General features: G+C 68.1%; 19 protein-coding genes. 8 read left to right on the top strand and 11 right to left on the bottom strand.

The window, feature by feature from the left end; genetic code table 11:
- Positions 1-178: 178 nt before the first annotated feature.
- Both cynS and IE277_RS32510 read right to left on the bottom strand, forming a co-directional pair.
- A complete protein-coding gene (gene cynS, locus IE277_RS32515; RefSeq protein WP_189957303.1) occupies positions 179-649 on the bottom strand; it encodes a cyanase in 471 nt (156 codons plus the stop codon).
- Positions 650-790: 141 nt separating this feature from the next.
- The gene (locus IE277_RS32510; protein WP_189957302.1) at positions 791-1,396 is read right to left on the bottom strand and encodes a carbonic anhydrase; all 606 of its coding nucleotides are present in this window, start codon (positions 1,394-1,396) and stop codon (positions 791-793) included.
- Between the two features lie 135 nt (positions 1,397-1,531).
- Between IE277_RS32510 and cynR the strand changes: the two genes are divergently transcribed.
- Positions 1,532-2,443: a transcriptional regulator CynR gene (cynR, locus tag IE277_RS32505; RefSeq protein WP_189957301.1), complete on the top strand. Its 912-nt coding sequence runs from the start codon at positions 1,532-1,534 to the stop codon at positions 2,441-2,443.
- A 246-nt stretch (positions 2,444-2,689) separates the two neighbouring features.
- On the opposite strand, the gene IE277_RS32500 is transcribed toward cynR, so the two are convergent.
- Complete coding sequence (locus tag IE277_RS32500) at positions 2,690-3,223, bottom strand: GNAT family N-acetyltransferase (RefSeq protein ID WP_189957300.1); 534 nt, start codon at positions 3,221-3,223, stop codon at positions 2,690-2,692.
- A gap of 162 nt (positions 3,224-3,385) precedes the next feature.
- On the opposite strand from IE277_RS32500, the gene IE277_RS32495 reads away from it, so the two are divergent.
- On the top strand, positions 3,386-4,825 hold the full coding sequence (locus IE277_RS32495) for a hypothetical protein (RefSeq protein ID WP_189957299.1): 1,440 nt from the start codon (positions 3,386-3,388) through the stop codon (positions 4,823-4,825).
- Positions 4,822-5,973: an ARPP-2 domain-containing protein gene (locus IE277_RS32490; protein ID WP_189957298.1), complete on the top strand. Its 1,152-nt coding sequence runs from the start codon at positions 4,822-4,824 to the stop codon at positions 5,971-5,973. The genes IE277_RS32495 and IE277_RS32490 overlap by 4 nt, the downstream gene beginning before the upstream one ends.
- A gap of 101 nt (positions 5,974-6,074) precedes the next feature.
- Here the strand turns inward: IE277_RS32490 and IE277_RS32485 are convergent, their stop codons facing one another.
- Both IE277_RS32485 and IE277_RS32480 read right to left on the bottom strand, forming a co-directional pair.
- The gene (locus IE277_RS32485) at positions 6,075-6,410 is read right to left on the bottom strand and encodes a hypothetical protein (RefSeq protein ID WP_189957297.1); all 336 of its coding nucleotides are present in this window, start codon (positions 6,408-6,410) and stop codon (positions 6,075-6,077) included.
- A 15-nt stretch (positions 6,411-6,425) separates the two neighbouring features.
- The gene (locus IE277_RS32480; RefSeq protein ID WP_229882127.1) at positions 6,426-9,125 is read right to left on the bottom strand and encodes a DNRLRE domain-containing protein; all 2,700 of its coding nucleotides are present in this window, start codon (positions 9,123-9,125) and stop codon (positions 6,426-6,428) included.
- Between the two features lie 325 nt (positions 9,126-9,450).
- Here IE277_RS32480 and IE277_RS47845 point away from each other — a divergent pair, with 325 nt between their 5' ends.
- The 3 genes from IE277_RS47845 (at position 9,451) to IE277_RS32470 (ending at position 11,931) form a co-directional block, all read left to right on the top strand.
- Positions 9,451-9,567, top strand: a complete 117-nt coding sequence (locus tag IE277_RS47845; protein WP_220378314.1) for a tryptorubin family RiPP precursor — start codon at positions 9,451-9,453, stop codon at positions 9,565-9,567.
- A gap of 95 nt (positions 9,568-9,662) precedes the next feature.
- Positions 9,663-10,706, top strand: a complete 1,044-nt coding sequence (locus tag IE277_RS32475) for a cytochrome P450 (protein WP_189957296.1) — start codon at positions 9,663-9,665, stop codon at positions 10,704-10,706.
- Complete coding sequence (locus IE277_RS32470; protein ID WP_229882126.1) at positions 10,693-11,931, top strand: cytochrome P450 family protein; 1,239 nt, start codon at positions 10,693-10,695, stop codon at positions 11,929-11,931. The genes IE277_RS32475 and IE277_RS32470 overlap by 14 nt, the downstream gene beginning before the upstream one ends.
- On the opposite strand, the gene fxlM is transcribed toward IE277_RS32470, so the two are convergent.
- The 4 genes from fxlM to IE277_RS32450 all read right to left on the bottom strand — a co-directional run bounded on the left by fxlM (position 11,906) and on the right by IE277_RS32450 (position 19,167).
- Positions 11,906-14,275: a methyltransferase, FxLD system gene (gene fxlM / locus IE277_RS32465; RefSeq protein WP_189957295.1), complete on the bottom strand. Its 2,370-nt coding sequence runs from the start codon at positions 14,273-14,275 to the stop codon at positions 11,906-11,908. The genes IE277_RS32470 and fxlM overlap by 26 nt on opposite strands.
- 49 nt (positions 14,276-14,324) lie before the next feature.
- Complete coding sequence (locus IE277_RS32460) at positions 14,325-15,761, bottom strand: MFS transporter (RefSeq protein WP_229882125.1); 1,437 nt, start codon at positions 15,759-15,761, stop codon at positions 14,325-14,327.
- Positions 15,758-17,638, bottom strand: coding sequence for an ABC transporter ATP-binding protein (locus IE277_RS32455; protein ID WP_229882124.1), 1,881 nt, complete (start codon positions 17,636-17,638; stop codon positions 15,758-15,760). Before IE277_RS32455 ends, IE277_RS32460 begins: the two co-directional genes overlap by 4 nt.
- Positions 17,639-18,234: 596 nt before the next feature.
- Positions 18,235-19,167, bottom strand: coding sequence for a hypothetical protein (locus IE277_RS32450; RefSeq protein WP_189957293.1), 933 nt, complete (start codon positions 19,165-19,167; stop codon positions 18,235-18,237).
- Between the two features lie 475 nt (positions 19,168-19,642).
- On the opposite strand from IE277_RS32450, the gene IE277_RS49300 reads away from it, so the two are divergent.
- Positions 19,643-21,154 carry an arsenate reductase/protein-tyrosine-phosphatase family protein gene (locus IE277_RS49300; RefSeq protein WP_189957292.1) on the top strand — a complete coding sequence of 504 codons (1,512 nt, stop codon included), beginning with the start codon at positions 19,643-19,645 and terminating at the stop codon, positions 21,152-21,154.
- A gap of 168 nt (positions 21,155-21,322) precedes the next feature.
- Positions 21,323-22,051, top strand: coding sequence for an SDR family oxidoreductase (locus IE277_RS32440; RefSeq protein ID WP_189957291.1), 729 nt, complete (start codon positions 21,323-21,325; stop codon positions 22,049-22,051).
- 1,204 nt (positions 22,052-23,255) lie between these two features.
- On the opposite strand, the gene IE277_RS32435 is transcribed toward IE277_RS32440, so the two are convergent.
- The gene (locus tag IE277_RS32435; RefSeq protein WP_189957290.1) at positions 23,256-23,798 is read right to left on the bottom strand and encodes a L,D-transpeptidase; all 543 of its coding nucleotides are present in this window, start codon (positions 23,796-23,798) and stop codon (positions 23,256-23,258) included.
- A gap of 300 nt (positions 23,799-24,098) precedes the next feature.
- Complete coding sequence (ppk2, locus tag IE277_RS32430; protein WP_189957289.1) at positions 24,099-24,902, bottom strand: polyphosphate kinase 2; 804 nt, start codon at positions 24,900-24,902, stop codon at positions 24,099-24,101.
- Positions 24,903-25,191 lie beyond the last annotated feature (289 nt).

Here is a 25,191-nt window from a genome sequence, read left to right as displayed (position 1 = left end):
CCAAAGGGGGCAAGAAGGTCAGTTCCGTCCCGTCTGATGGGTGTGCCGAGCCAAAGGTTGCTTCGTCAAGCCGGCCGGCAGGTCTTTGGGACGAAACCACGACAACCGGAACGTTGGCGGGTTTCGCCGCCGGCGACACCGGTGCGGGCCCGCACCGGTGTCATGCGTGCCGCACGGGTCAGAACGGCTTGGTCGGCAGGTACTTGCCGTCCAGGGTGATGACGGCGCGCTCGCCGCCCTCGGGGTCGGCGACCTTCTTCACGTCCAGCTTGAAGTTGATCGCGGAGATGATGCCGTCCCCGAACTGCTCGTGGACCAGCGCCTTGAGGGTGGTGCCGTAGACCTGGAGCATCTCGTGGAAGCGGTAGATGGTCGGGTCGGTGGGTATGCCGCCGGGAATCGAGCCACGGGTGGGGATGGTCTGCAGCAGCATCACCGCGTCCTCGTCCAGACCCAGCAGCCCGGCGACGGCCTTCGCGGACGCCTCGGGCAGGGCGTGCTGACCGAGGACGGATGCGGTGGTGAAGGCCACCGACAGACCGGAGACGTCGGCGATCTGCTGCCAGGAGAGGTCCTTGCGGGTCTTGGCCTCCACGGCCTGAGCGGCCAGGGCCTGGCGGGCGGCGGGGTCGAACTGGGCGTGCGCCATGAGAGTGGCTCCTTCTTCTGGGGTGCCTTTCCGCGCGGGAAGAAGCGGAACGGCGGGTTTCGGGGGTGGCGGTCCCGGACGCCACGCTGCGCGCGGGACCGTGTCAACGGCTCAGGGACAGGGGTTCGGGCCGGGCCTTGGTCAGGACGCGAGTGCGGTGCCCGTGCCGGCGGTATCGAGTGCTTCGACGTGCCCGGTGGCGATGTCGAAGACCCAGCCGTGCAGCGTCACCGTCCTCTCCGCCAGCGCCCGGGCGACCGAGGGGTGGGTGGCCAGGTTCGCCAGCTGCGCGTACACGTTCTGCTGGACCAGGGCCACCAGCTTCTGCGGGCCTGTCGCCATGCCGGCGATGCGGGCCAGGGCGGCGTCCGCGTGCCGCAGCCAGCCGGCGACCACCGGCGCGTCACTGAGGTCGTGGCCTTCGGCCAGGGCGGTCATCGCGCCGCAGGCGGAGTGCCCGCAGACGACGATGTCGGAGACGCCCAGGACGGCGACGGCGTACTCGATGCTCGCCGTCACCCCGTTGGCGCCGGGGGTGTAGGCGGGGACGAGGTTGCCGGCGGTGCGGATGACGAAGAGCTCACCCGGCTCGCCCTGGGTGATCAGCTCCGGTACGACGCGGGCGTCGGAGCAGCCGATGAACAGCGTGTGCGGCCTGTGGTGCCCGGCCAAGTGGGCGAAGAGGTCCGCCTTGGCCGGGAAGACGTCCTGCTGGAAACGGGCGATGCCGTCGGCGAGGTCGGGCATGGGTCACTCCCTTCGGTGGCTGCCTGCCTCGGTGGGCCGGCCAAATCCACCATGCATGACCTGCGTCTATAGTGTCCAAGAGTTGATATGCATGAGTGCTATTGAGTGCATCTATAGTTGTCTATAGTCGTGGTCATGGCCGCTCTGGAACTGCGTCACCTGCGCTATCTCCTCGCCGTGGCCGGACACGGCAACTTCACCCGCGCCGCCGAAGACCTGCATATCTCCCAGCCCACCCTGTCCCAGCAGATCAAACAGCTCGAACGCACCCTCGGTGTGCAGTTGCTGGACCGCACCGGTCGCACCGTGCGGCTCACCGACGCAGGCGAGGTCTACGCCGCCCATGCCCGGCGCGCCCTGCGCGACCTGGCCGCCGCCGAACGTGCCGTCCACGACGTCCAGGACCTCTCCCTCGGCCACCTGCGGCTCGCGTTCACCCCCACCTTCACCGCCTACCTCATCGGACCGCTCGCCGCAGAGCTCCACACGCGCCACCCCGGGGTCAGCCTGACCCTGCTGGAGATGGCTCAGGAACGTATCGAGGCAGGGCTGCTCGCCGACGACCTCGACGTCGGCATCGCCGTCGCCGCCCCGCACCTCCCCGGCATCACCGCCACCCCGCTGTTCACCGAAACCCTCAGCCTTGTCACCGGCAGCCGGCCCACCCGGACGACGCCGTCAGAGCCGCTGCCCGTCCGGGCCCTGGCCGACCGGCAACTGGCGCTGCTCAGCGGTGACTTCGCCACCCGTCGGCATATCGACGCCTACCTCACCGGCCACGGCCTCGCCCCGCGCATCGCGGTCGAGGCCAACTCCATCCAGGCCCTCACCGAAATCGTCCAGCGCACGGGTCTGGCCACCGTCCTGCCCGACGCGATCACCCACGACCATCCCCACCTCGCCCCCGTCCCCCTGGAACCGCCCCTGCCGGCCCGCAGCGTCACCCTCCTGCAACGCGAAGGCGCCTACCGAAGCGCCGCCTCACGCGCCTTCACCCGGCTCACCCACGACTTCGTCGACACGCGCGGATACACACCGCCCCGGTGATCGGGAGGCCGGCGGCCACGGCCGTCCCCCAGCGTTGAACCAGGACAAGCCAGGGCCCGGAGCATCCGTGACACCCGGACCTGCTGAGATGGAAGCGACCCGCAGCCCTTGGCACGGCCATCGTGTTCCCCGTTGCGGCAGTGCCACCTGGCCGGTTACGACGTTGAAGACCCGGACGCCGTCATCAGCGAGGCGGTCGTAGCAGACGGCCTCGCGGACGAAGTCGAGGCGTGCTGCTGCCGCGGGTCAGGCTTTCGCAGCGGTGCTCTCACCGGGCGGGCGCACCATGAAGACGTCGATCGGGTCCTGGGCTTCCACGACGAATCCGTGGCGCTCGTAGAGTCGACGGGCAGCACTGCCCTGCAAGACGTTCAGACCCACGGTCATGCCCTGCGCGTCCGTCCGCTCCAGCACCGTGCGCAAGACAGCGGATCCGAGTCCTCGGCCCTGATGGTGCCGAGCAAGATAGAAGTGCTCCAGCCACTGCCTGCCTTCGGCGGGCCGGACCGTGATGCATCCTGCAAGTTCGCCGTCGACGATGATGATCGACGTGTGCTGTGTGGAGAAGGAATCCCGCAGCCGTTGCCGCACCCGGTGCTCGTCGTAGCGTCCGAGGCGTTCCAAGTCCGCACGCATGACCGTGGCCCGCAGCTCCGCGATCACCTCGATGTCCGCTGCGGCCGCAGAACGCAGCACCCAGCCCGCGGCATGCGCCGACCTGGCCCGTGCAGGTACCGCCACGTCCGATTGCACCCCGATCCCCGTCACCCCGGCATCCATGCCCGGAGTATCTCAGTAGAGGGCTTGTGGCCTGCTCTGTTACGGTCTTGTGGCCGGCCGCGGGACTCCGGTGCGACTTCCGGAACCTGCCTCTGAAGCAATGATTCGCAGCTCGTGCCCCCATTCCCCGGCCGGCATCCACGCCTATGGGGAAAGAATCGGATGGATTCGTACGGGGACCTCATCGCAGCCGACGATGTGCTGCTCTTCGTCAACGCGGCGATCACCTCCACCGGCCAGCGTGAATTTCATGGCGACGCGGGCGAGCAACGACTGTCCTTGGACTTCCTCCATGCATACATGCTGGGGAACTACCGTGATCTGTACGCCGGTGTCCTTGCGCTCGACATCAACGACTACAACGCAGCCCTTGTCATCCGACGGCTGCTGGAGACCGCCGGGGAGGCCACTGCCGACCAGCGTCGCAGCGAGGGCCGACTGATCGCGTGCCGTCTCGCGACGCTGCCGCCACAACGCGTGTACGGGCTGTTCGATGCCCTGCGCCGGGCCGGCGTGAACAACCGTCGCACCCGCGCGATCATGCGCGACTGGCTGTCCGCCCGCCCGGACCCGGCGTTCGATGCCGTGAAGTACCGCAGCGGCCTCAAGCGAGCCCTTCGCCACGCACACCTGGCCCCGGCCACCGAAGAGCTGGGGGCGTTCGTATTCGCGCCGCTGACCCGCAAGCACTACGCGACACCTCTCTTGGAGACGTGGCGCCGTGCGCACTACGAGCAGGCCGCCCTGTACGAGCTGCCCTATACGGCTGCAGAGGGCTTCGCCGCCAAGCACGGCATCCCCCGGGATGTGTTCCTGGAGCGCATAGCCCCACGGATGACCCGCCTGGAGACCTTGCGGCTGCAGGAGTCCGCGCACAAGGCCGGGACCACAGGAATACAGGCGGACCTGGCCGGGATGCCGCTGACCCGGTTGGCGACGTATGTGCTTTCGCTGCCGGTCGAGGACCGCCTGCGCCGACGCGCCGAGCTGACCCGCGCCCTGGAATCGGCCGCCGGCCGGGTGGCCGGCTCCCACCGGGGGAGCTGGGGCAAGGTCACCGCCGTCCTGGACGACAGCTTTTCCGCCTTCGGTTCGGTTCACAAGCGTCGTCGACCGCTGGCCGTGGCCCTGGCCTGCCACTATCTGCTCGCGGCCCTTGCCGGCACCTACACCGGGCTGTGGACGTCCGGGCGGACCGACGCCCTGCTGACCTATCCGTACGGGCCGACGCCGGTGGGCCGGCGGATCCTCGACGCGCTGGACACCTCACCGTCCAGGCTGGTCATCGTCTCCGACGGATGGGACAACGCACCTCCCGGCCTGGCCGCCGAGGTGCTGCGCATCTGGCGAACTCGGCTCGACCCCGAGCGTCGCACCAGCATCGTGCATCTCAATCCCGTCTACGACGCGGCCGATTTCGACGTGCGTCGCCTGTCCGCCACGGTGCCCACCGCGGGGATCCGCGACGCCGAGGATCTCCCCGCGCTGGTGGAACTCGCCCAGTTCGCGGAGGGCCGGACGGGCCTGGCCGAACTGATCACCTACATGGACACCCGTGCCGCCCGAATGCTGAGCGGACACCAGCAGGAGGAGGCGCGATGACCACACTGGACCTGACCGGCCTGGCCACCCGCCCCTCACAGGTTTGGGGTGCCGTCCGCCTCGTGCCGCTCGTGCGTGACGAACCCGTCGACGATCTCCGCCTGCGCTCGCAGCTCTACGGCGATGCGGCCGGTCTGGTCGAGGTCAGCTCGCGCCATGCCTATGTCTCCTACATCCCGCACGGATTCATCGCCACGTGGACGGGTGACGGCACGCCGGCGGCCGCCTACGGCACCCAGCTTTCCGCCGACGGCGACCCGGCTCCCACCGCCACAATGGGCCTGCACTTCCACCGCAGAATGGCCCGCCGTGAGGCCAAGGACAGGCTGCGGTTCCTCCCCATGCACCTGGCACTGGAGGGCTACCTGGCACTGCACTTCGGCGGCCCCTCGATCGCCTGGGAGGAGTGGTCGCGGCGTGCGATCCGCCAAGGGCTCTCCCCGCGCGTCGAGGAAGCCTATGTGGGCGCGGAAATACGCGGACTCACCGACGCACTGCGCATCTTCGAGATCCACCCCGGCCAATGCGGCGTGATGGTCTACGTCGCCGACGCACTCGCGGCCGCGTTCGCGGTCCCGCATCCCGACGACTACCGCGCACTCCACTCGACACTCCTGCAGGACCTGTACGGCGAACTCATCCACCACTACGCCACGCTGATGCCGCCGGTGCAGGACTTCCGGGCCCGCATCCCCGACGCGCGGATCCGCTCCCTGGCCCACCTGCGCACGGCAGTCGCCGAACAGGAACATGCCTGGACGCACTTTCACGACACCACCATGGCGACCGGTCTGCTGGAGCACGCGTACACCTGGCAGACGGTCCACCGGATGGGACGCTTCACGCTCTCCCGCTTCCTGCCGCCCTTTCGCCCCAAGCAGGAGAACCACATCGGTGAGGCCATCACCGACGACAGAGGCAGGATCACCTACCTCAAGACATTTCGTCTGTCGGAGAACCAGGTCCGCCGCGGTCATCTGCTCAGCAGACTTGCCGCCAACGACTGGCACCTGGCGCACACCGCGGCCGATCTTGGCATCAAGGAGGCCCAGCTGGGGCTGCGCCTGGAGTCTGCCGGATTCGGATACCTGCTCCGCCAGGACGTCCTGGACGGATACCGCAGGCAAGGACGGACCCGGACCGGATGAGGGCGGCGGCGCGATTCGGCTGCCGCGCGCCCAGGTGGTGCCGCCCACCGGGTGGTCTCGGGAGAGTTCCGATGGGCGGCCGATGTGTGAGCGGGAGCCGGCTACAGGGTCGCGAGGCCTGTGGCGAGTCCTCCTGTCGCGCATACGATCCAGCCGGTGACCGGCCGCCACAGGGCGGTGGCCGCGAGAGCCGCTGAAGCGGGGATGAACACGCCGAGGAACAGCACCGTGGTGAGGGTGCCCCAGGCTGTGTCTGCTCCGGCGAGGGCCCAACCGATGATGGCTGCGGCCAGGGCCGCGGCGAGGTGGCTGTAGCGGACGTCGGTCGGTTGGGGCCAGTCGCCAGGGCGCTCTCGGCGACGGCGGACGAGTCGGTAGCGGACGATGACCCCTAGTTCTGCCAGCAGGACCGCTGTCGCGATGGCGTTGATGAGCATGGTGGTCCCTTGCGATCAGAACTTGCAGTGCTTCTTGATTCCCTCGATGCCTATCAACGCACCGACCATCTTCCGGAACGACGCGTTCATCTTGCGGCGCTTGGAGTAGTTGTAGATGAGTTGCGCTGTCTTCTTGAATCCGATCCTCTTGGCCAGGCGGACGGCGGTGACGACACGCGCGGTCGATCCCGCCGGGGTGAAGGTCAGCACGATGGGTGCGATGCCGTACACACTGCACTTGAAGATCTTCTTGGTGGTGGACCACCAGGACGGGTCGATGACGATGGGGAAGGCGCTGTTCGCATCGAAGTCGACGTGCTGGACCAGCTTGTTGCCCACGGCTTTGTAGCTGGTGGCGACATCCCTGCCGTTGGCGTCCTTTGCCCACGGGGCATCGAAGAACCCGGCCGGCTCCTTCTGCGGTGCCTTGCCGGTGTTGTCGTCGCCCTCGGAGTACAAGGACACGGACCCGTCATCGTGTGTGACGATCTTCATCCCGGCGGGGATGACGAAGCCGGTCTCGTAGTCGTGCGGTGCGGAGCCGTTCTTGAGGATGTTCAGCGTGCGTGAGCCGCCGTCGGCCGTCGGCTGTACGACCGTGTCGACGGGACCGGTCGAGGTGTAGACGACATTGCCGCCCACCTGAGTGCCCTTTGCTCCGCCTTGGGGGATGGACAGAGTGTTCGGCATCTGCTCGTTCTTGACGTCGATGCCGTTGCTCTTGCCGTCCCAGGGAATCGAGACGATGTTCTCCTCGGTCGCCGCGATCGAGGCGTACGTGCCGTCGGAAGCGGTCGCGGCCGTGACGTCCGCGGCGTCGGAGTACAGGTTCGCGAGGCCCAGCGCGTGCTCGGCGGCAGTGGGCTTCCAGGAGGTGTCCACGGTGAAGCGGACCGGGTCGGACCAGCCGTTGGCGTAGTGGGTGCCGTCGTAGGTGGTGGTGCGGAAGCTGTACGTCCTGCCCGAGACGAGCTTGCCGGCCGGAACCTGCACACTGGAGGTGCTGTTCGCCGGCACGGGAGCGGCATTGAATGTCGCGACGACCTGGTTCGTCGAGGTGTCGGTGATCTCGTAGGTTCCGGTGATCTGGTCCTCGCCGTTGGTGTCCACGGTGGAGAACCGGAGGGTCGGGGTGGTCGAGTTCACTTTGAAGATGCCGCCCTGGGACAGGAACGGTGTGCCGGCCTGAAGGTTGGTGCCGTTGTCGGGCCGGTAGTTGTAGGTGACTTCGAGGGTGGGGACCTGGTTCTGGTCAGGGGCCTCGGAGGAGTAGAACCGCTTCCACGCGTAGGTGTCGGACTCGTCCGCCGCCTTCAACGCGATGGACCCTTCCTGGGCCTTCGCCGATGACCAGGTCTGTGCGAGCTTGGTGACATCCGCGTTCACCCATCCCGCGTTGGAGCACGCGGTGGACTTGGTCTCGGCGGAGGTGGCGATCTTCTCCTTCAGCGTCGGCTGCTTGGTCCAGCGGGTGTTCTTGTCCGCCGGGTCCGCGGCCCACACCTCCCAGTTGCGCTTCTCGCACGACCAGGAGTGGTAGTTCCACAGCCGCAGTGTCGCCTTGGACACCAGGGAGTCGGAGAAGTTCGAGGTACGGAAGGTCAGGAAGGACCGGGCGGTGCGCTTGGTGGAACCCTCGTGGTCGCCGGGCCAGCCGATCTTGAGGTCGGTGTTCGCGGACTGGTCGGTGGTGTCACCACCCTGCACGAAGGTGTCGAACAGGACATCCAGGGCTTCGGTGGCCGGGTCGATGGTCACGGGGTACTGAGTCGCCGGATCGCGCAGCCATTTCGTGTCCGGGGTGAGGGTCAACTCCACGGTGTTGCCGTGTTGTACGGCCTTCATCCCGACCGGTTTGGTGTTGGTGTGCTCCAGCGACTTCTTGTCGACCGTCGCGTCCCACATCACGGGCGCGGGCATCAGCATCTGTTCCTCGCCCCGGGCATCGGTGAAGGACACCGACCCGTCGGCGTTCTGCTTGGCCGTCACCCCCTCGGGCACCGTCATGAGCAGCACCATCGGTGCCCCGTCCTCGGGCGCCTTGTTCAGCCGCAGGAACTGCTCGAACCCCGTCCGGGTGGCCTCCACGATCAGGTCACCGCCGGGAACCGCGCCCTTGTAGGTGGCGACATTCCCGTGCAGAGCCGGGGCCGGCAGGCCCGCCTTCCACCGCACCGCCAGCTTGTTCTTGCCCGTGCCGAGGGTGACGAGGTCGCGTGCCTCGGACGCGCGGGCCTTTGCCGCACCCTCGATCGACCGCGGCAGCACCCCTCCCTGCCCGGCCAGTCGCAGCTGCTTGGGGTGCGCCTTGGCGGCTACCTTGCCGTCCTCCATGGCCTTGAAGTCGACGTCGACGTCCACCCACCGTCCGTCACGGATCATGCGGATCGGACCCGCGGCCGTCTCCCGGGTGAGGGTGCCGTCGGGGTTGGCGTAGACGGTGTCGGTCTCGGTGCGTAGCTGCAGCACCTCGACCCTGCGATCCTGGACCGCCGCAGCCGCCTGTGCGGCCTCGACGCTCTCGGCCTCCTTGATCGGATCGGACGCGAAGGTCTTCAGAGATTCCTCGAGATCCGACATCGCCTGGGTGAACTGACCCGCGGTTTCATCGCTTTCGGCGAAAGGCTTGGCGATGGCATGCGGTGTGGACACCAGGACGGCGCCTACGGTCATCACTGCTATGCCCGTGGTGCGGGCACGCCAGCTGTACTTCACGTGGTGACTCCAGATTCAGCATGGCGATCCGGCCCCCTTGTGAGGGAACGGAGGATCGCCGCGATCGACCTACGCCCCGCGTACTGGGCTGGACGACCACCTCAGCGCAGGGACTTGACCGGAACTTTACTTCATTTGACGGATTCTTGGTCAAGTAAGGGAACGAAACGACTCAAATATTCCAAACGGGATTTTTCCGGGCTCTGCTGCGTGTGACGTCGGTCCCGACTTCTCAACTGTGCGCCCTGGCCAGGGCGTTGATCATTCGTTGATCGTGGTGGGGAAGTGTGGAGAAGCCGGCTGCGCACGACCTTCACAAGGGGGCGTGCGTGACATCTCCACCCTGGAAGGGGGTGTAGTGATGAAGCTTCTCTTCGCTCTGCGCAACAAGGTGTCCGCTCAGAAGAGCCTGAAGGCGAGCGCCTGGTACTTCTGGTACTAGGCCGATCCGTAGCACCCGGTGAGGTCGCCCCCGCCGTACGGCGGGGGCGACGCCGCCCGCCGCCCGACTGCCCCTCGGCCTTCCGGAGATCCCGCATGCGCCGCACGTTGTTCCATCCGCGACTTGCCGCCCTGGTCCGGGACCACCTCGGGCAGGACGTGTTCCGGCTCGAACCCGACACCGTCGGGGTCGCCGGGCATGAGGCCGCCGACCGGATCCTCGCCGCCCGCCGGGCCACCGAGACCGAGCGGCCCACGTTCAAACCGCTGCACGGACGCTCGATCTCGCGCGGCGAGGCGTCCTCGGTGATGCGGACGATCGGCGGCGATGTGCGCGAGGCACTGAAGAAGCCCCGCCCCCGGCCCGAGGACGTCGATCTGTCGGGTGTGTGGCCGCTCAGGGGGCATCTGTTCCTGCGGGACCTGATCCTTGGCCAGGACCCGTACCGGCTGCGGATCCTGATGAGCCGCAATCTCGAACTGACCCCCAAGCTGACCTGGGCGGTGATCGCGGCGGGCGCCGCGCTCCCGTGGCGGGCGGGCGGGCGCGGGGAGTCGCTGACCGCCATCGCGGGCCTGACGGCGGAGGCCGCCGGTTACCACGAGCGCCGGTATGCCATGGGCATGTACCGGAGGGCGGCGGCGCCTGTGTGCTTCACGGTCTCCACCCTGGTCGCGAACGCGCTCTGGCTCGGCTCACCGTTCGACCCCGGCACGCCGAACCGGCACATTCTGTGCGAGACCATGCGGCTGCTGCCGCCGTCCTGGAACATCCTGCGCAACGCCTCCCCCGAGTACGCCGCCCTCGACGAACGCATCGGTACGGGCGACGACGTCCTCGTCCTGCCCCTTCTCTCCCACAGGGATCCCAAGCTGTGGCAGGATCCCCACGCGTTCCGTCCGGAGCGCTGGGAGGCCCTCGACCCCGACACCGCGCCGGGTTATCTCCCCTTCGGTCACTCCTCCGAGCGCTGCTGGGGCCGGCACATGGTGATGCCGCTCGCCGAGCTGCTCCTGGACCTGGTACGGGGCGCGGGCCTTGCCGTGAGCCCCGAACAGACCTCCGCGAAGGTTCCCCTCGTCGGCCTGCTCGGCGTCGAGGACGTCCAGGTGACGAGGGCGCGTCGTGCCGCTGCCTGAGCCGCCGGACGAGAGCGAGACCGCGACCGAGACGGTGGGCGACTCCTTCGCCCGCCACCCCCATGATGTCTACCGGCGCTGGCGCGAGGAAAGCGGTGTCCGCAAGGTCCGCTTCTCCGGCGCCGCACCCCTGGCCGGGTGGGTCGTCACGGGGCACGCCGCCTGCCGCGCGGCCCTCGCCGATCCCCGGCTGAGCAAGGACGGCGCGACCGAGGTGTACGCCCGTCACGAGGGACTTCCCGTCGGCGGCCCGGGCAGCGGGCTTACCAGCCACATGCTCAACTCCGACCCGCCCCGCCACACGCGCCTACGACGTCTCGTCCAACAGGCGTTCACGCAACGGCGGGTGGCGCAGCTGCGCCCCCGGATCGAGGCACACGTCGCGACGCTGCTCGACGCCCTCGACGGGACGGACGAGGCCGATGAGATCGACCTGATCGCCCGGTTCGCGCTCCCGCTGCCACTGGCCGTGATCTTCGACCTGCTGGGCGCGGACCCCGACGCGCACGGGACCCTCCAGGTCCGCGGCCACACGGTGAGCGGCGACGGCGGCGACGGGGAGGTGTCCGTCCCGACAGCCGAGGCGATGCTGCAGCGACTGCGCGCGCTCATCGCCGACAAGCGGGCCTGCCCGGGCGACGACCTGCTCTCCGCTCTCCTCGCCGCCCGCGACGGCGGCGACCGCCTCACCGAGCAGGAGGTCACCTCGATGGCGTTCCTGCTGGTGATCGCGGGTCACCAGACCACCGTCAACCTCGTCGCCAACGGACTGCACGCCCTGCTCACCCACCCCGCGCAGCTCGCCGCCGTACGCGCCACCCCCTCGCTCATCCCTGCCCTGACCGAGGAAGTCCTGCGCCACGAAAGCCCGTTCGCCCTCGCGAGCCTGCGCTACACCACGGAGCCCGTGACGATCGACGGTACGACGATCCCGGCGGGGGAGTTCGTCCAGATCGCGCTGGCGGCCGCCAACCGCGACCCGGAGGTCTTCGCCGACCCCGACCGGTTCGATGTCACCCGCGACGCCTCCCGGCACCTGGCGTTCGGCCACGGCGTCCATCACTGCCTGGGCGCACCGCTGGCCCGCCTTCAGGCCGAGATCGCCTTCGCCCACGTACTGCGACGCTTCCCCGGTCTACGCCTCGCCGATCCGGAGCGCACCGTCGAGTGGCAGGACAACCCCCGACACCGCGGCCTGCTCACCCTGCCGGTCCGGCTGCGCTGACGTCGCAAGAGAAGCTATGTCCGGCGGACGGCGGACGGCGGCCTGTCGAGCCGGCCGCTTCAGCGCCATGGGTCTGCCCGCCGGGCCAGCGGAACACCAGGCGGGAGGCGACTTTGTCCAGGACGTGCCCCGAGGGCAGGTCGCGGTCGGGGGTGTCGGCCGGGTGGATGGTGAGGCGCGGGTATCCGTTGTCGCGCACGTGCCGGTCCCAGTCCCGTACGCACGTGGCGAACCGCTCGGCCAGGTCGGACCCGGCCGTTCCATAGGCGTGGATGCAGAACTCGTAGCGGCAGTCGGTGGGTTCCGGCGCATGGTGGATCTGGGTGTAGGTCAGGTAGGCCAGCGCGCCGTCGGCCACGATGGCGGCCGCGTCCCGCTGAGTGACCAACTCGGACTCTTCCGGAGTGGTCAGGCGGCAGAACCCTTGCAGGGTGGTCGCGGCGTACAGCTGCAGGGTCTCGAAGCTGTACTCGCCGGGCACGATGACACCGGTGGCGAGCTCGTGCCGCGGCCCGCGCAAAGCCTCTTCAAGCCCGCAGGTGTTGCCGGGGCCACCGTCCTCCCACCGCACCGTGACCGCACCGTCGGCCAGCGAGGCAGTCGGGGCGGTGCGGGCGGCGGCACCTCGGTCCCGCACGAAACCACAGTACGTCCAGTGCTCCGCGTGCAGGACGTCACCCTGTCGGACGAGGGTGATGGAGCGGGTGTAGCCGCCCGCCTCCAGAGGTACGACCAGGCGTCCGCCTTCTTTGAGCTGGTCCCGCCAGGCCGGGGCGATGTCCGCCGCGTTGTGGGTGATCACCACGCCGTCGAACCCGCCCGGCGGGACGTGGGCAGGTGCACCGAGGCCGCCGTCGCCGAGAACGGCAGTGACCCGGCCGCTGCCGGCCTCCGCGCACAGCCTCCTCGTACGGTGCACCACATACGGGTCGACATCCACGGTGACCACTCGGCCGCGCTCCCCGACCACGTCCGCGATCAGCTCCGCGTTGTAACCGCCGGAGCCGACCTCCAGCACGACCATCCCGGGTTCCAGCCGGAGCTGCTCGATCATGTCGGCCTGCAGCCAGGCCGCCGAGACGGAGCTGACTGCGGCACCGGTGGAGTCCTTCGCGGTCACCACGGCGCGGTTGTCGTCGTAGGCGGTCCGCAGCCGGGCCTCGGGAAGGAAACGGTGCCGGGGGACCGTGCGCAGCGCGGATCGGACGGGTGGGGAGGGGGCCCAGCCGCCGGCGATCACGGTGTCCGCCATCCGTGCGCGCAGCCGGACGGCTTCGGCCGGTTCGCCGGGCACGGGCGGCTGGTCGACGGCGAGCGGGTTGGCGTGGACCGGTGGGAGGCGGGGGATGACGCCGGGCCAGATCGCGTTGAGGGCCTGCGCGGCCGGGGTGAACACAGGACCGACGCAGGCAAGGGCATGCAGGTCGTGCCACTCCCACCGGTCGAACAAATGATCCTCAAGGTTGGTGACGGTGCCGGACCATGCGATGACACGGACGACTGCGGTCAGCCGCGGCACACCGTGGCTGTCGTCGACCAGCATCGTGACCATGTGCGCGGCCGAGGCGGTCAGGCCGGTCTCCTCCGACAGTTCCCGTGCCGCCGCCGCTTCGAAGGACTCTGAGCCGCTGTTCTTTCCGCCGGGCAGTTCCCACATGCCTCGGCGCGAGTGGCCGAGCAAGACCCGGCCGGCTTCGTCGGTGACGACGGCGAGGGCTCCGGTCAGAGCGTGGCCGGTGGTGGGTCGTTTCTCGACCGCCGTGGTGTCGGTGGGGCGGGGGTCACGCAGGACCAGAACGGCGAGCTGGTCCGCGTCCAGCCGCTCGACTCTCTTCCACCCTTCGCTGAGCAGGCGGATCTCGTCCTCGTCGAGGGCGATGTCGCGCCGCTCGGCCGGGGTGTGCTCGACCACGGGGGTGATGACCACGAGCGCGCCGCCGGGCCGCAGCCGCTCACCGAGTCCGTGCAGGACGCGGCTGCGGTCGCGCAGGAACGGGTACATCAGCCGCAGGGTGATCAGGTCGTAGCCGTCCTCATGCAGATCTGCCGGGTCGTCGCACTCGATGTCCAGGCAGAGCCAGCGCACCCCCTCGGTGCCGACGTGTTCGTCCCGGGCCCGGTCGAGGGCGCTGCCGGCGAAGTCGACGGCGTCCACCATGTAGCCGAGGGACACAAGGTAGGCGGCCAGGCTGCCGGTGCCGCAGCCGACCTCCAGCGCCCGTCCGCCGCCCTCGGGGACGGGGACGTGCTCGGCGAGCAGGGCCCGCTCGCGCTCACCGAGCTGCCGGAACCCTTTTCCGTCGGCGTAGTGCTGCTGCCACTGGTCACGGACGACGTACCCCACGGTTGCGCTCCTCAACTGCTCTTCTTCAGTGGGTGATGTGGTGTGGTGGTCATGGGTGGTTCGCTGCGCGGAGCCCGGCAGGGGCGGGGCTGGGTGAAGGGGAGGGGGAGGGGACGGGTGGTTGCACGAGTGGATCTCCTGAACGGGAGAGGACAGGCCGGGCTTCGGGCATCTGGCGGAGGCCGCGTAGTGGCGAGCGGTAGAGGACCACGAGGGGGACGAGGAGCAGGCAGGTGCCGACGAGGAGGGTGGGCCGTACGCCGATCCGTGTCCCGAGGCCGCCCGCGGCCAGGGCGGCCACCGGCCGGGCGCCTGAGGTGAGCCAGGTGCTCACGGCCTGCATGCGGGCCTGCATGCCCTCGGCGGTGACGACCTGGCGAATGGAGCGCTGAGTGGTTCCCGCCGCCGCTGCGCAGGACAGCTGAACGAACAGGGCGGCGCCGATGGCGATCTGCCAGGCCAGGCCCGGGGCGGCGAGCAGCAGCGGAATCTGGGTCAGCGGGGTGAGTGCGAGCGCGACGAGCATCGTCGGCCCGGGCCCGTACTGTCGCGTGAGCGCCGGGGCGGCAAGCGCGCCCGCCGCCGCGCCGAGGGCTCCGAGCCCCAGGACCACGCCGAAGGCCGTCGGGCTCATCGCGAGGGACCTGAGCAGGTACAGGGCCCATAGGGTATTGAGAAGCGTCAGGGCGGCCGAGGTGGTCGCGTTGACCAGGGTCAGCGTGCGCAGCTGGTGGTCACGGCGCACGTAGCGCAGGCCTTCACCGATCTCGGCGCGCAGCCGGCGGTCTCCTGCCGGCGCCCGGGTGGTCTCGCGTGTCTGGATGCGGGCGGTGCACCAGGCGCTGATGAGGTAGGAGCCGACGTCACCGAGCAGCGCCCGGGCCGGGCCGAGGAGCGCGGTGAGCCCGGCGCCGAGGTTGCTGCCCGCGGTGGCCGCGACCGAGAACAGGGCTCCGGTACGGCTGTTGCTCCGCTGGATCAGGGACCGGTCGACCAGGCTGGGCAGGAGGCTGATCGCGGCGGCATCCTGCAGCACACCCGCCGCGCCCTGCACCGCCGCGACCACCATGAGCTGGGCCAGGGACAGGCGGTCCAGCGCGGCCGCCACGGGCACGCTGGCCAGCGCGGCGGCGCTGACCAGGTCTCCGGTGATCATCTGCTTCCGCTTGGAGTGGCGGTCGGCGAGTGCTCCGGCGTGCAACGCCAGGAGAGCGGGCGGGAGTTGGCCCAGGAAGGTGAGCCAGGCGACCTGGGCAGGGGTGGCGTCCAGTTCCAGCACGGCCGGCACGGGGAGGGCCAGCTGGCTGATCGAGCTGCCGGCCACGCTGGCGGCCTGGCCGGTCAGGTACCGCCGGAAGTCGGTGTGGTGCCACAACGATGGTGGGCGCACCGGGCTGGATCCGGGGGAGGCGTCGGCAAGGAGCTTGGCGCGCCGGGACGCTGTGGCTGCGCATCTGTCCAGCTCGGGGGTGGCCTCGTCCTTCACCGGGCTTCCTCGGCCTTCTCAGGGCGGGAAGGGGAGGCACGTCGTTGGGTGGGCAATGGGTCCGGCGTCGGCGGGATGTGTCCGTACTGGGCTGCCTGGGCGGTGAACATGCGCTGGTAGAGGCCGTCGGCCTGGGCCATCAGCTGCTCGTGCGTGCCCTCTTCGGCGACACGCCCCTGATCGAGTACGTAGATGTGGTCGGCGTTCGCTGTCGCCGCCAACCGGTGTGTGACCAGCACGACGGCATGTCCCTTGTGAGCCAGGGACCACAGTCCTTCGAAGGCCGCGATCTCGGCGTGCGGATCGAGCGCCGAGGTCGGTTCGTCGACGAGCAGGAAGGGCGCGTTGCGGTACAGGCTGCGAGCGGTTACCAGCTTCTGCCACTGTCCGCCCGAGAGCTGGATGCCGCGTTCGTACCCCTTGAAGACGATCGAGTTCCATCCGTGCGGCAGGCTCTCGATGAGCGTGGACACGTCTGCTGCCTGGGCGGCCTCACGGACACGGTTCATGTCCCGGGGGCGATTGCCGGCGCCGATGGCCACGTTCGCGGCGGCGGTCATCTCCCAGCGCGGGAAGTCCTGAGCGAGAACCCCGACGGCCGCGAAGACCTGCGCACGGTCGGTCTCGCGGAGTTCGGTCTTCTCGCCTGACCCGGCCTCCCACCACACATTTCCTTCGGTGGGCAGCAGAAGCCCGGCCAGCACTTTGGTCAAGGTGGTCTTCCCCGAGCCGTTCGCACCGACCAGGGCTGTTACCTCGCCGCGGCGGACCTGCACGTTCACCCCTTTCAGGGACGGCGAGTCGGCCCCCGGGTAGGTGAAGGACACGTCTTCCACGCGCACGGTCTGCACGGGCGAGGGCAGCGGCTTGCCCATGGAAGGGATCGCGTTCTTGTCGGCGACCTCGATGGCGTTCTCGGTGTCGGTGAGGAACAGCAGTTCCTCGTACAGCCGGTTGACTTGCTGCACCAGGGAGGTGAGTCGCGCGGTCGAGGTGCGGATCGCGATGACCGCTGTTCCGCCGACGGCGAGCGGCAGCCGCCCGCTCGCCAGCAGCCACCACAGCAGCCCGTAGCAGGCGAGCGATGCCAGCCCGGCGAAGCCGCCGGCGACCAGGTCCGTGGTGGCCTGGGCGCGGGCCAGCCGCTGCTGTTCGACCTCCGTCTGCCGGGACATCTCCTCATAGCTGGACAGCAGCTTGGTGCCGGCCGCGTGCACGCGGATCTCCCCGGCTGCGTGCGGGCGTGTCAGGTAGTTCAGCAGCGAGGCGATCGCCCGCCGGTGGTCGACCCAGTTCAGCCGTGAAATGTAGTCGCGGCGTGCGGAGCGGACCGCCCCCCAGCCCTTGGGCAGGGCGATCGCCAACAGCATCGGCAGCAGGGCCCAGTGCAGCGACGCCAGGACGACGGCCGCGGCCACCATGCCGGTCACCACGTTTCCCACGCCTACCGACAACCGCAGCATGGTGCGCGCCGAGTCGGTGCCGAACTTGCCTGCCTCCAGGACGCGCTGGACTTCCGGCCGCTCGGTCGCTTCCACTTCGACGTGTGTGACGGCTGTGTAGTACCGCGTGGAAACCGCCCGCTCCACCTGCGGTTCCAGCCGGCCGGACATGGCCGTCGACCACGCCGACAGCAACGCCGTCCCCAGCGCTGTGAGGGCTAGCACCGCCAGTGATGGCAGGGCGTCGCGGAGCTTGTGCGCGGTTGGGCCGTCCGCGAACAAGCGCGTGAGAACGCTGTTGACCGCCACGAGCCCCCACCCGCCCATGACGCCCTGCCCGAGCTGGGCCGCCACAACCCCGGACAGTGCTCGCCGGTCCGCGCTCCAGCCGGTGCGCAGCACCATTCCGATCATGTGCGGCAGTGCTGCCGCCATCCGTCCGAATCCCAGCCGGGTCAACGAGCCTTCGTGTCGGACATAGGACTGGTCGTAGCGGAGCCGTCCTCCGTAGAGCTCACGCTCCGCCTCCGAGATCCCGTCCGTCGTCGTGTCTTGCGCTTCCTGAGGCGCAGTGCAGCGTGGTCCGGCCGATGTCAACGTCGGTCCCCCCTCGGTCGTGGCTGTGTCGACAGGTCCAACGACGCCGCCTGGATTTCGAACACATGTCTTTCGGTCGATCGGTGAATCCCGTCGTTGAGCGGTTCACGGAAGGTGTGCCCTGCACGGGCCCTTGTCCCGCAAGAGCCCTCTGTGGAGGCACACTTGGCCGAAACGCCGACACCCTCGAACGGGGGCGTCACTCCCGGCCCGGTGCCCGTTGCTCCCATGCCTCCAGACATGGGGAATCGAGGCGTGGCTGTAGTGGGCGCGCCCGCTGGCCGGCCCCCGTCCGCCGGAGCGGGGTGCACGGTAGGAAACGCGGTGATCTCTTCCGTGAAGCGCACCGTTCCCATCGGACGCCCGCTCGCACGACGGGTTGACGCCGAACTTTCGACAAGTGCTCATGGGTCCGATCCTGCGACTGGCGGGTCTCACAGATGGTGGCCGAAGGTCCGATACGCGTGCAGGACCGCTGTCATATTGGCGTTGAGGAAGGGGAATGGCAGGGTCGCATCCCAGGTGAGGGGCGTATTGATGTCCTGCGTACGCACGGTGACTTTATTCGGCCCTGTGGCTAGCCGCTGTATGTGGTCGCGGATGCGCCCGGTCTGTGGGATGACGATGCGGTGGACCGCGGCGCGCTGTTCCGAAGTCGAGGAGAGTTCGGCGGTCTTCCCGGTTTCTTGTTCCCGAGTCGATATCTCCCTCATCAGGCGCCCCAAAACGTCCATTTCCTTTGGCGACAGAGCGGCGCAGGGGCCGAAGTGTAGGTGATGGAACATCACGGAAAGCTGATAGAAATACCTACAAGTGCCTTCGGAATCGAACATCCCGGGCTTTATGCATATTTCGTCCGCAATAGCGATCGGAACGGTGCAGATAAACTGCGCGTACATCTCCAGTAGATCACCGCTGGCGGGAATAGAGCGGATGTCGACCGATCGGTACCCATGCCCCAGTGGGAGCCTTTCATTCTCCGGACTGCAGTGAGCCGCACCCCAGTAGTCGGGAGCGCACTCGGATACGATCTTGCCCAAGTGCTCGGCGAACGCGACTGACCAGGCGGCAGACGGATTGAGATTCGGTGGAATGCCTAGATATACGTAGAATCGGTTGAGGTTTCGGCGAATAAACCTGGCATCGTTGGTAACCTCGAATCCAAACGGGCAGATCGCCTGTATCCGAGGGTCTGTCGAGGCTGCTGCTCGTGTCACAATTTCACGCCATGCCGCTATGTTGAAGGCTCCGTCGGAGGCAAAAGGGAAGTCTGGTAATTGCTGCATAACACCCCATTTCGAGACGAGGTGGCACTCCGTCTTCTGGAAGCTCCTCTGCGGGAGTTCATCCTTCGGTACGTGGCGCATGCAGTCAATACCTGGAATGCGGCCGATTTGGGTGTGTCGGTGCGGGGTCGTGCGGATTGCGACTCATGACGGAACGTCACGAGTCAGCTTGCTGCTTACTGGCGGCCCTGTCGAGTTCGCCCGGCACTCTTGACTGGAGAGCCTGACGAAACATAAGATCAACAACGTTGGGGTGCGTAAGCTGGAGGTTAAAGCGTGACACAATGTCCACACTCGCCTATTAGCTTAAGTCGCATTGCCGAAAACGGCTACTCGCGTATAACGGGAATCTCGATAGATGATTTCGACTACGTCGCCTTCGCTGCCCGCTTGGGGAAACCCGTTACGCATCACAGCGGCAAGATAGTTACTGGAGTGTGCTGCACGGCAGAAATGCTTTCTCCGATCCGGACAGGTATCTCAAGCGCATCCTTCTTTCGGATTTCTGGGGAAATTCTTAGTCTGTCTGTGGTGGCGCCACCTACGGAGTCGATCAATGCACATATCCTTCATCTGTACCGGGAATATCTGTCGCTCACCCATGGCGGCGCTAGTGTTCCAGGAGCGTTTGCGCAGGGCCGGAATCGCTGACCGCGTCTCCGTAACCAGTGCAGGGGTTGGCACCTGGCACACCGGAAAGCGTATCGATGAACGTGCCGCCCGCGTATTATCGGCACACGGATATCCTGTCGACCACGTAGCTTCCCAACTGGGGGAACGCGACCTCGACGCGGATGTCTTCGTGGCCATGGATTCCCACCATGTAGCCGTACTCAAAGAACGTCTCGGAGTGGCGAAGAGCCGGACGGCGGACGGCGGAACCCCCGAGGCGGACGAACGGATCCGACTCCTGCGGTCATTCTCGCCGGGGTGCAGCGAAAGGGATGGCGGCGCAGACGGTGTGCCCGACCCCTACTACGGGCAGGAGGCTGACTTCGTCGAGGTCCTCTGGATGATCGAAGCCGCGATGCCGGGCCTGGTCGAGTGGGTACGGTCCAGGCTGGGGGACGGGCCGGTCGAGAAGTCCGATCCGCAGAAGACCGACCACCCTGCATTTGTTTCGATGGTCTGCGATACGCAAGACCTCCTTGCGCAACGGGACGAGGCTGATCGTCTCGGTGAACAGAAAAGCCCGGCTCTCGCCGCCACCGCCCTCGGTGAACTGCTGCCCGTCTTCGAGCGCGTATACGGACCGGAACACCTGGAAACCCTCACCGCGAGGGATATCCACGCGCATTGGCTGGCTGAGGGCGGCCACTTTCTCACCGCGCTGCACGCATTCCGTGCCTACCTCCCGGACTGGGAACGTGTGGCCGGCCCTGAACACCCCGGAACCCTGCACTGCCGCCAGAACATTTCCTACTGGACGGGCGAGTCGGGCGACTTCGGCCTGGCTGTCGAATTGAGCGGGGAACTCCTTCCCGTACGTGAGCGGGCATTGGGTCCGACGCATCCCGATACCCTGCTGACCAGGCATCGACTTGCGTACTGGATCGGAGAGGGAGGCGATCCCGCCACCGCGCTGACACAGTTTCGAGAACTTCTGGACATTCGTATCGAGCACCAGGGCCCCGAGCATCCGGACACCCTCACAACCCGGCACGAAATCGCTCGCCGGACCGGTGAAATCGGTGAGGCCGAAGAGGCGGCGGAGCTGTTCGATGAACTCGTACCTCGGCGTGAGCGTGCGCTGGGTCCCCGGCACATCAGCATGCTGACGACCCGTCACGAATTTGCCAAGTGGATCGGCGAGGCAGGAGCGCCCGACAAAGCGCTGGCCATGCTGCACGACTTGTGGCCTGTGCGTAAGGAGGTCCAGGGTGCGCACCACCCCCGGACCTTGCTGACTCAGCACGAGTTGGGCCGATGGACGGCAGTGACCGGCGACCGGAACGCCGCGCTGCCCATCGTGCAGGAGGTGCTGCGTGCGCGGGACCGTGTCCTGGGCCCGAATCACCCGCACACACGGCTGACGCGTGACCTGTTCGCGGGACTCGGTACCCGCTGACGCCTCGCCAGAGCTCTGCTCGGAGCGCTGCATCGCTAGGCCACACGTACACGTTCGAAGACGGCGACTAACAATTCGCCCATCCGCCCCAGGGGCAAATACCTCAACGGGTACGTCCATGTGGATAGCGGTCGCCTTGGTAAACGGGAATTCGACACGGAGGCGAACATGGCGCTCAGCGGGCGCAAGGTCCTCATCACCGGCGGCTCCGCCGGCATCGGCGCGGCGACGGCTCGCGCCCTGACGAGCCAGGGTGCACATGTCGCCGTCCTCGCCAGGGACGGCGAACGGCTCCGGGCGATCGCTCGCGAGACCGGCGCCCGGCCCATTCCAGCAGACCTCCGAGACCCCCACGCGGTGCCGCGGGCCGTCGAGGCCGCCGGCGACGAACTCGGCGGCCTTGACGCCTTGGTGAACAACGCCGGGAGTTTCCGGCTCGGTGCGGTGCGCGACGGCCGGTACGCCGACTGGCAGGACATGGTCGAGCTGAACATCCTCGGGCTGCTCACTGCTTCCCAGGCGGCCGTTCCCTTCCTGACACGAAGCGGATGCGGGCAGCTGATCAATATCAGCTCCATGAGTGGGCGGCAGGAGCCCAGCGCGGAATCCGGTGTCTATGCGGGAACAAAACACGCGGTGCGCGCCATCAGTGACGGCCTCCGTCACGAACTACACGGCTGCGGGATCCGGGTCACGGTGCTCTCGCCCGGCATGGTGCTGACTAACCGTGGTGAATACATCAGCGATCCTCAGCTGCGCGAAGCAACAGCGCGCTGGCATGAGGAGCAGGCGCTGGACCCAGCCGATGTTGCCGCACAGGTCTGCTACGTCCTTGCCGCACCCCCCGACGTGCACCTGGTCGAGATCGCCCTCATCTCCGCACGGCAAACTCCCTGACGGCAAACGCCTCCTCGGCAGCTGCCGGCTACCGGTATCGCTCGATGGGTGGTCGGCCTGTCAGCCACGACGTCGGCCTCTACAGGGAGAGGAACACCGTCGAGGTCCTGATCAACAAACTCAAGGCGTGGGGGGCGTCGCCACCCGGTATGACAAGGCGGCCTGGGGACTTCGACGAGGCTGAGGGCGTCGACGTAGGAGGCGGCACATGCCAGTGGGCGTGTGGCCGTCGCCGGGCGGCACCAGGTGCCGGTCGCAGGCCCGGGCTTCGAGTGCGTGGAGCACGGGCTGCTCCAGCGGGCTGTCGGCGATACGGCGGAGAAGGCCGATGAAGAGGGCATGCACGGACTGCCGGATGCTGTGCGAGTGGGTGGCGGCGTGGCGCAGTGGGTGGTGAGTGAAGACCGGCATGGGCGGTTGCCTCCGGTGGAGCGTGTTCGGGGAGCTATGTCGGCTCTCTGGGAACGCGGGGGAGGGGCGGGCGGGTCGGCCAGGGGCATGGATGGTGTGCGGGTCCGCGGGTCAGTGAGGTGCAGCGACATCGGCGATGCGCCGTGCTGCCGCCGGCGGAAGGCCGGTGAACTCGGCGAGCCAGTCGGGGCGGTGTCCCTGCCGGGCGAGGACGTGGGCCAGATGAACGCGCGGCTCATACGTTCCGCACCGGGTTCCGGCGCAGGCGCGGGGATCGAGCAGGTATGTGCGTCCGACGCCGTCGTCCAAGGTCAGCCGGACGCTTGGGTAGATCCTGCCGGTCGGGCAGGGCGCGGGGGTGAGGCTTCCGGGGAGGCGCGTGGCGGTGTCCTCCTTCGCAGGGGTCGGGCGCCGGCCGCTACGGCGGCGGCGCAGTCGGCGGCGGCAGAGCGGACATGCCACAGAGATCAGCACGATGCTGAAGGGGCAGCAGGGCATGGGCCGGGATGCCGTGTCCCAGGACGGTTCGGATCTGCCGCACGTTGATAAGGAGGTGGTCTCCCTGTACGCCCTCGACAACCGTCTGTCAGACGGTGATACGGCTCCCGTCAGGCACGGGGGAGCGCGTCCGGGCACGGGGCCGGACCGTGGCCGGGACCGCAACTGCTCTCCATGTCCGCCCCCTTCCGATCCATGCCCGTGGCAGAGGCCCCGATGAGTTGATCAAGCTGGAATGATCCGCAGAGGAGCTACGACTGAAGCCCGCGGATCCTTCGCCGAGGCGTAGGGGGCGCTACGGGCCGCTCGGGTTGCCGGTGAGGCCGCCGGTGTTCTTGACGATCACGGTGTCGCCGGTGCGGCTGAAATCGTAGAAGCGGTGGGCGTCCGCCGTGCTCAGGTGGATGCAGCCATGGGAGGTGTCGGCCTGGCCGATGGCGTGGTCCCAGGGCGCCGCGTGAATGAACACGCCGGAACTGGTCAGCCGCACCGCCCAGTGGACCGTGAGGACGTAGTAGTTGGGACTGCGTGGATCGCATGTGATGTTCGCGCTGCACGATGTCATCGTGATGACCTCGTCCTTGCCCAGCACATGGAATGTTCCGGACGGGGTACGGAAGCCGGGCTTTCCGAAGCCCGCGGTGAAGGTCATCACCGTCCGGCCGTGATCCGTGACGGTCATCTGGTGGGTGGCCGCGTCGACCGTCGAAACGTGGCCCGCGGAGGCCGCCCGGGCCGGACCGGCGCCCAGCGTCAGGGCGGCCGCCAGAGCACCGACCAGCACGAGTCGCGCGGCGTCACGAAGGCATGGGCGTGGGACCAGGTGCTGCAGGGACATTTCCGATCACCGTCGCTCTCCTCACCAACCAATTCTGCCCCCGCCATCGCATGGAGGCACCTTCGCCACCGCGGCGCTCTTCGCGTCGGGCGCCGGCGAACCGTTCGTCGGCACGAAGGACCTGGTGCGATTCCATCTCGCCCAGGCCGGCACGACGGGGCACAAGGGTTCATACGGCGGTTCATACGGCGGCCAGGCCCTCAGCCCTTCGACCTGTTCGCCGGTGGCCGGCAGCTGCCTTGCGGGACATCCCGGCCGATGCAGGGGTGTGCCGGCGGCGTGAGCGAGCCGACCGGCTGGTCAGAGACTCGCCGCGTGGTCGGGTACGTAGGTCTGCAGATCGCGCGGTGGGCGCTCGTAGCCTGTCGACGGCGGCCGCGGCGGCAGCTCCAGCACCGGTGGCGGCACCTCCTGGTACGGCACGGAGGCCAGCAGGTGGGCGATCATGTTCAGCCGGGACCGTCGCTTGTCCTCGCTCTCCACGATGTACCAGGGCGCCTCGGAGATGTCGGTGTGGACCAGCATCTCGTCCTTGGCCCGGGAGTAGGCCTCCCAGCGGGTGATCGACTCCAGGTCCATCGGCGACAGCTTCCAGCGCCGCAGAGGGTCTTCCAAGCGGTGCCGGAACCGTTCCTGCTGCTGGGCGTCGCTCACCGAGAACCAGTACTTGCGCAACAGCATCCCGTCCTCCACCAGCATCCGCTCGAAGATCGGGCACTGCCGCAGGAAGAGGCGGTACTCCTCCTGGGTGCAGAAGCCCATCACGCGCTCGACACCGGCCCGGTTGTACCAGGAGCGGTCGAACAGCACGATCTCGCCCGCGGCGGGCAGGTGCTCGACGTACCGCTGGAAGTACCACTGGGTGCGCTCGCGCTCCGTCGGCTTCGGCAGGGCCACGATGCGTGCCACCCGCGGATTGAGGTACTCGGTGACCCGCTTGATGGTGCTGCCCTTGCCCGCCGCGTCCCGCCCCTCGAAGACGAGGACCAGCCGGACGCCCTCGGCCTTCACCCACTCCTGCAGCTTCACCAGCTCGGCCTGCAGACGCAGCAGTTCCTTCTCGTACACCTTCCGCGGCAGGCTCACCGCCTCCTTGCCGGCCATGCCGTCTCCCCGCTCCGTCCCCCAGGTCGGACACCAGAACGCCACCGTACTCACGGGTGAGGAGCCGCGCACTCCGGGAAACACGGGAGTGCCTTCGAGAGACACGCGCGTGTATCCGAATCCTTCGCCGCAGGGGAGCTCAGCGCCGTGACCTCACCTGTCGGCAGCAGCGGCTTCGGAGCACCGAGGGGCAACGACGCCGGGGGTACGCCCGGTGCTCCGCCGACCGAGGCGGTCATCCGCATGGTCGAGCTGGCCGTGGGCCAAACGGCACCGGAACCAGGGCAGT

Origin of the sequence: Streptomyces alanosinicus, assembly GCF_014650595.1 — a bacterium.
In the GTDB taxonomy this organism is placed as follows: domain Bacteria; phylum Actinomycetota; class Actinomycetes; order Streptomycetales; family Streptomycetaceae; genus Streptomyces; species Streptomyces alanosinicus.
Note: the sequence above shows the minus strand (reverse complement) of the source record. Positions and strands in the feature narration are given on the sequence as shown.

Coding starts and splice junctions, on each gene's coding strand:
- cynS (WP_189957303.1), bottom strand. CDS start 649: ATGGCGCACGCCCAGTTCGACCCCGCCGCCCGCCAGGCCCTGGCCGCT.
- IE277_RS32510 (WP_189957302.1), bottom strand. CDS start 1,396: ATGCCCGACCTCGCCGACGGCATCGCCCGTTTCCAGCAGGACGTCTTC.
- cynR (WP_189957301.1), top strand. CDS start 1,532: ATGGCCGCTCTGGAACTGCGTCACCTGCGCTATCTCCTCGCCGTGGCC.
- IE277_RS32500 (WP_189957300.1), bottom strand. CDS start 3,223: ATGGATGCCGGGGTGACGGGGATCGGGGTGCAATCGGACGTGGCGGTA.
- IE277_RS32495 (WP_189957299.1), top strand. CDS start 3,386: ATGGATTCGTACGGGGACCTCATCGCAGCCGACGATGTGCTGCTCTTC.
- IE277_RS32490 (WP_189957298.1), top strand. CDS start 4,822: ATGACCACACTGGACCTGACCGGCCTGGCCACCCGCCCCTCACAGGTT.
- IE277_RS32485 (WP_189957297.1), bottom strand. CDS start 6,410: ATGCTCATCAACGCCATCGCGACAGCGGTCCTGCTGGCAGAACTAGGG.
- IE277_RS32475 (WP_189957296.1), top strand. CDS start 9,663: ATGCGCCGCACGTTGTTCCATCCGCGACTTGCCGCCCTGGTCCGGGAC.
- IE277_RS32455 (WP_229882124.1), bottom strand. CDS start 17,638: ATGGCGGCAGCACTGCCGCACATGATCGGAATGGTGCTGCGCACCGGC.
- IE277_RS32450 (WP_189957293.1), bottom strand. CDS start 19,167: ATGCGCCACGTACCGAAGGATGAACTCCCGCAGAGGAGCTTCCAGAAG.
- IE277_RS49300 (WP_189957292.1), top strand. CDS start 19,643: ATGCACATATCCTTCATCTGTACCGGGAATATCTGTCGCTCACCCATG.
- IE277_RS32440 (WP_189957291.1), top strand. CDS start 21,323: ATGGCGCTCAGCGGGCGCAAGGTCCTCATCACCGGCGGCTCCGCCGGC.
- IE277_RS32435 (WP_189957290.1), bottom strand. CDS start 23,798: ATGTCCCTGCAGCACCTGGTCCCACGCCCATGCCTTCGTGACGCCGCG.
- ppk2 (WP_189957289.1), bottom strand. CDS start 24,902: ATGGCCGGCAAGGAGGCGGTGAGCCTGCCGCGGAAGGTGTACGAGAAG.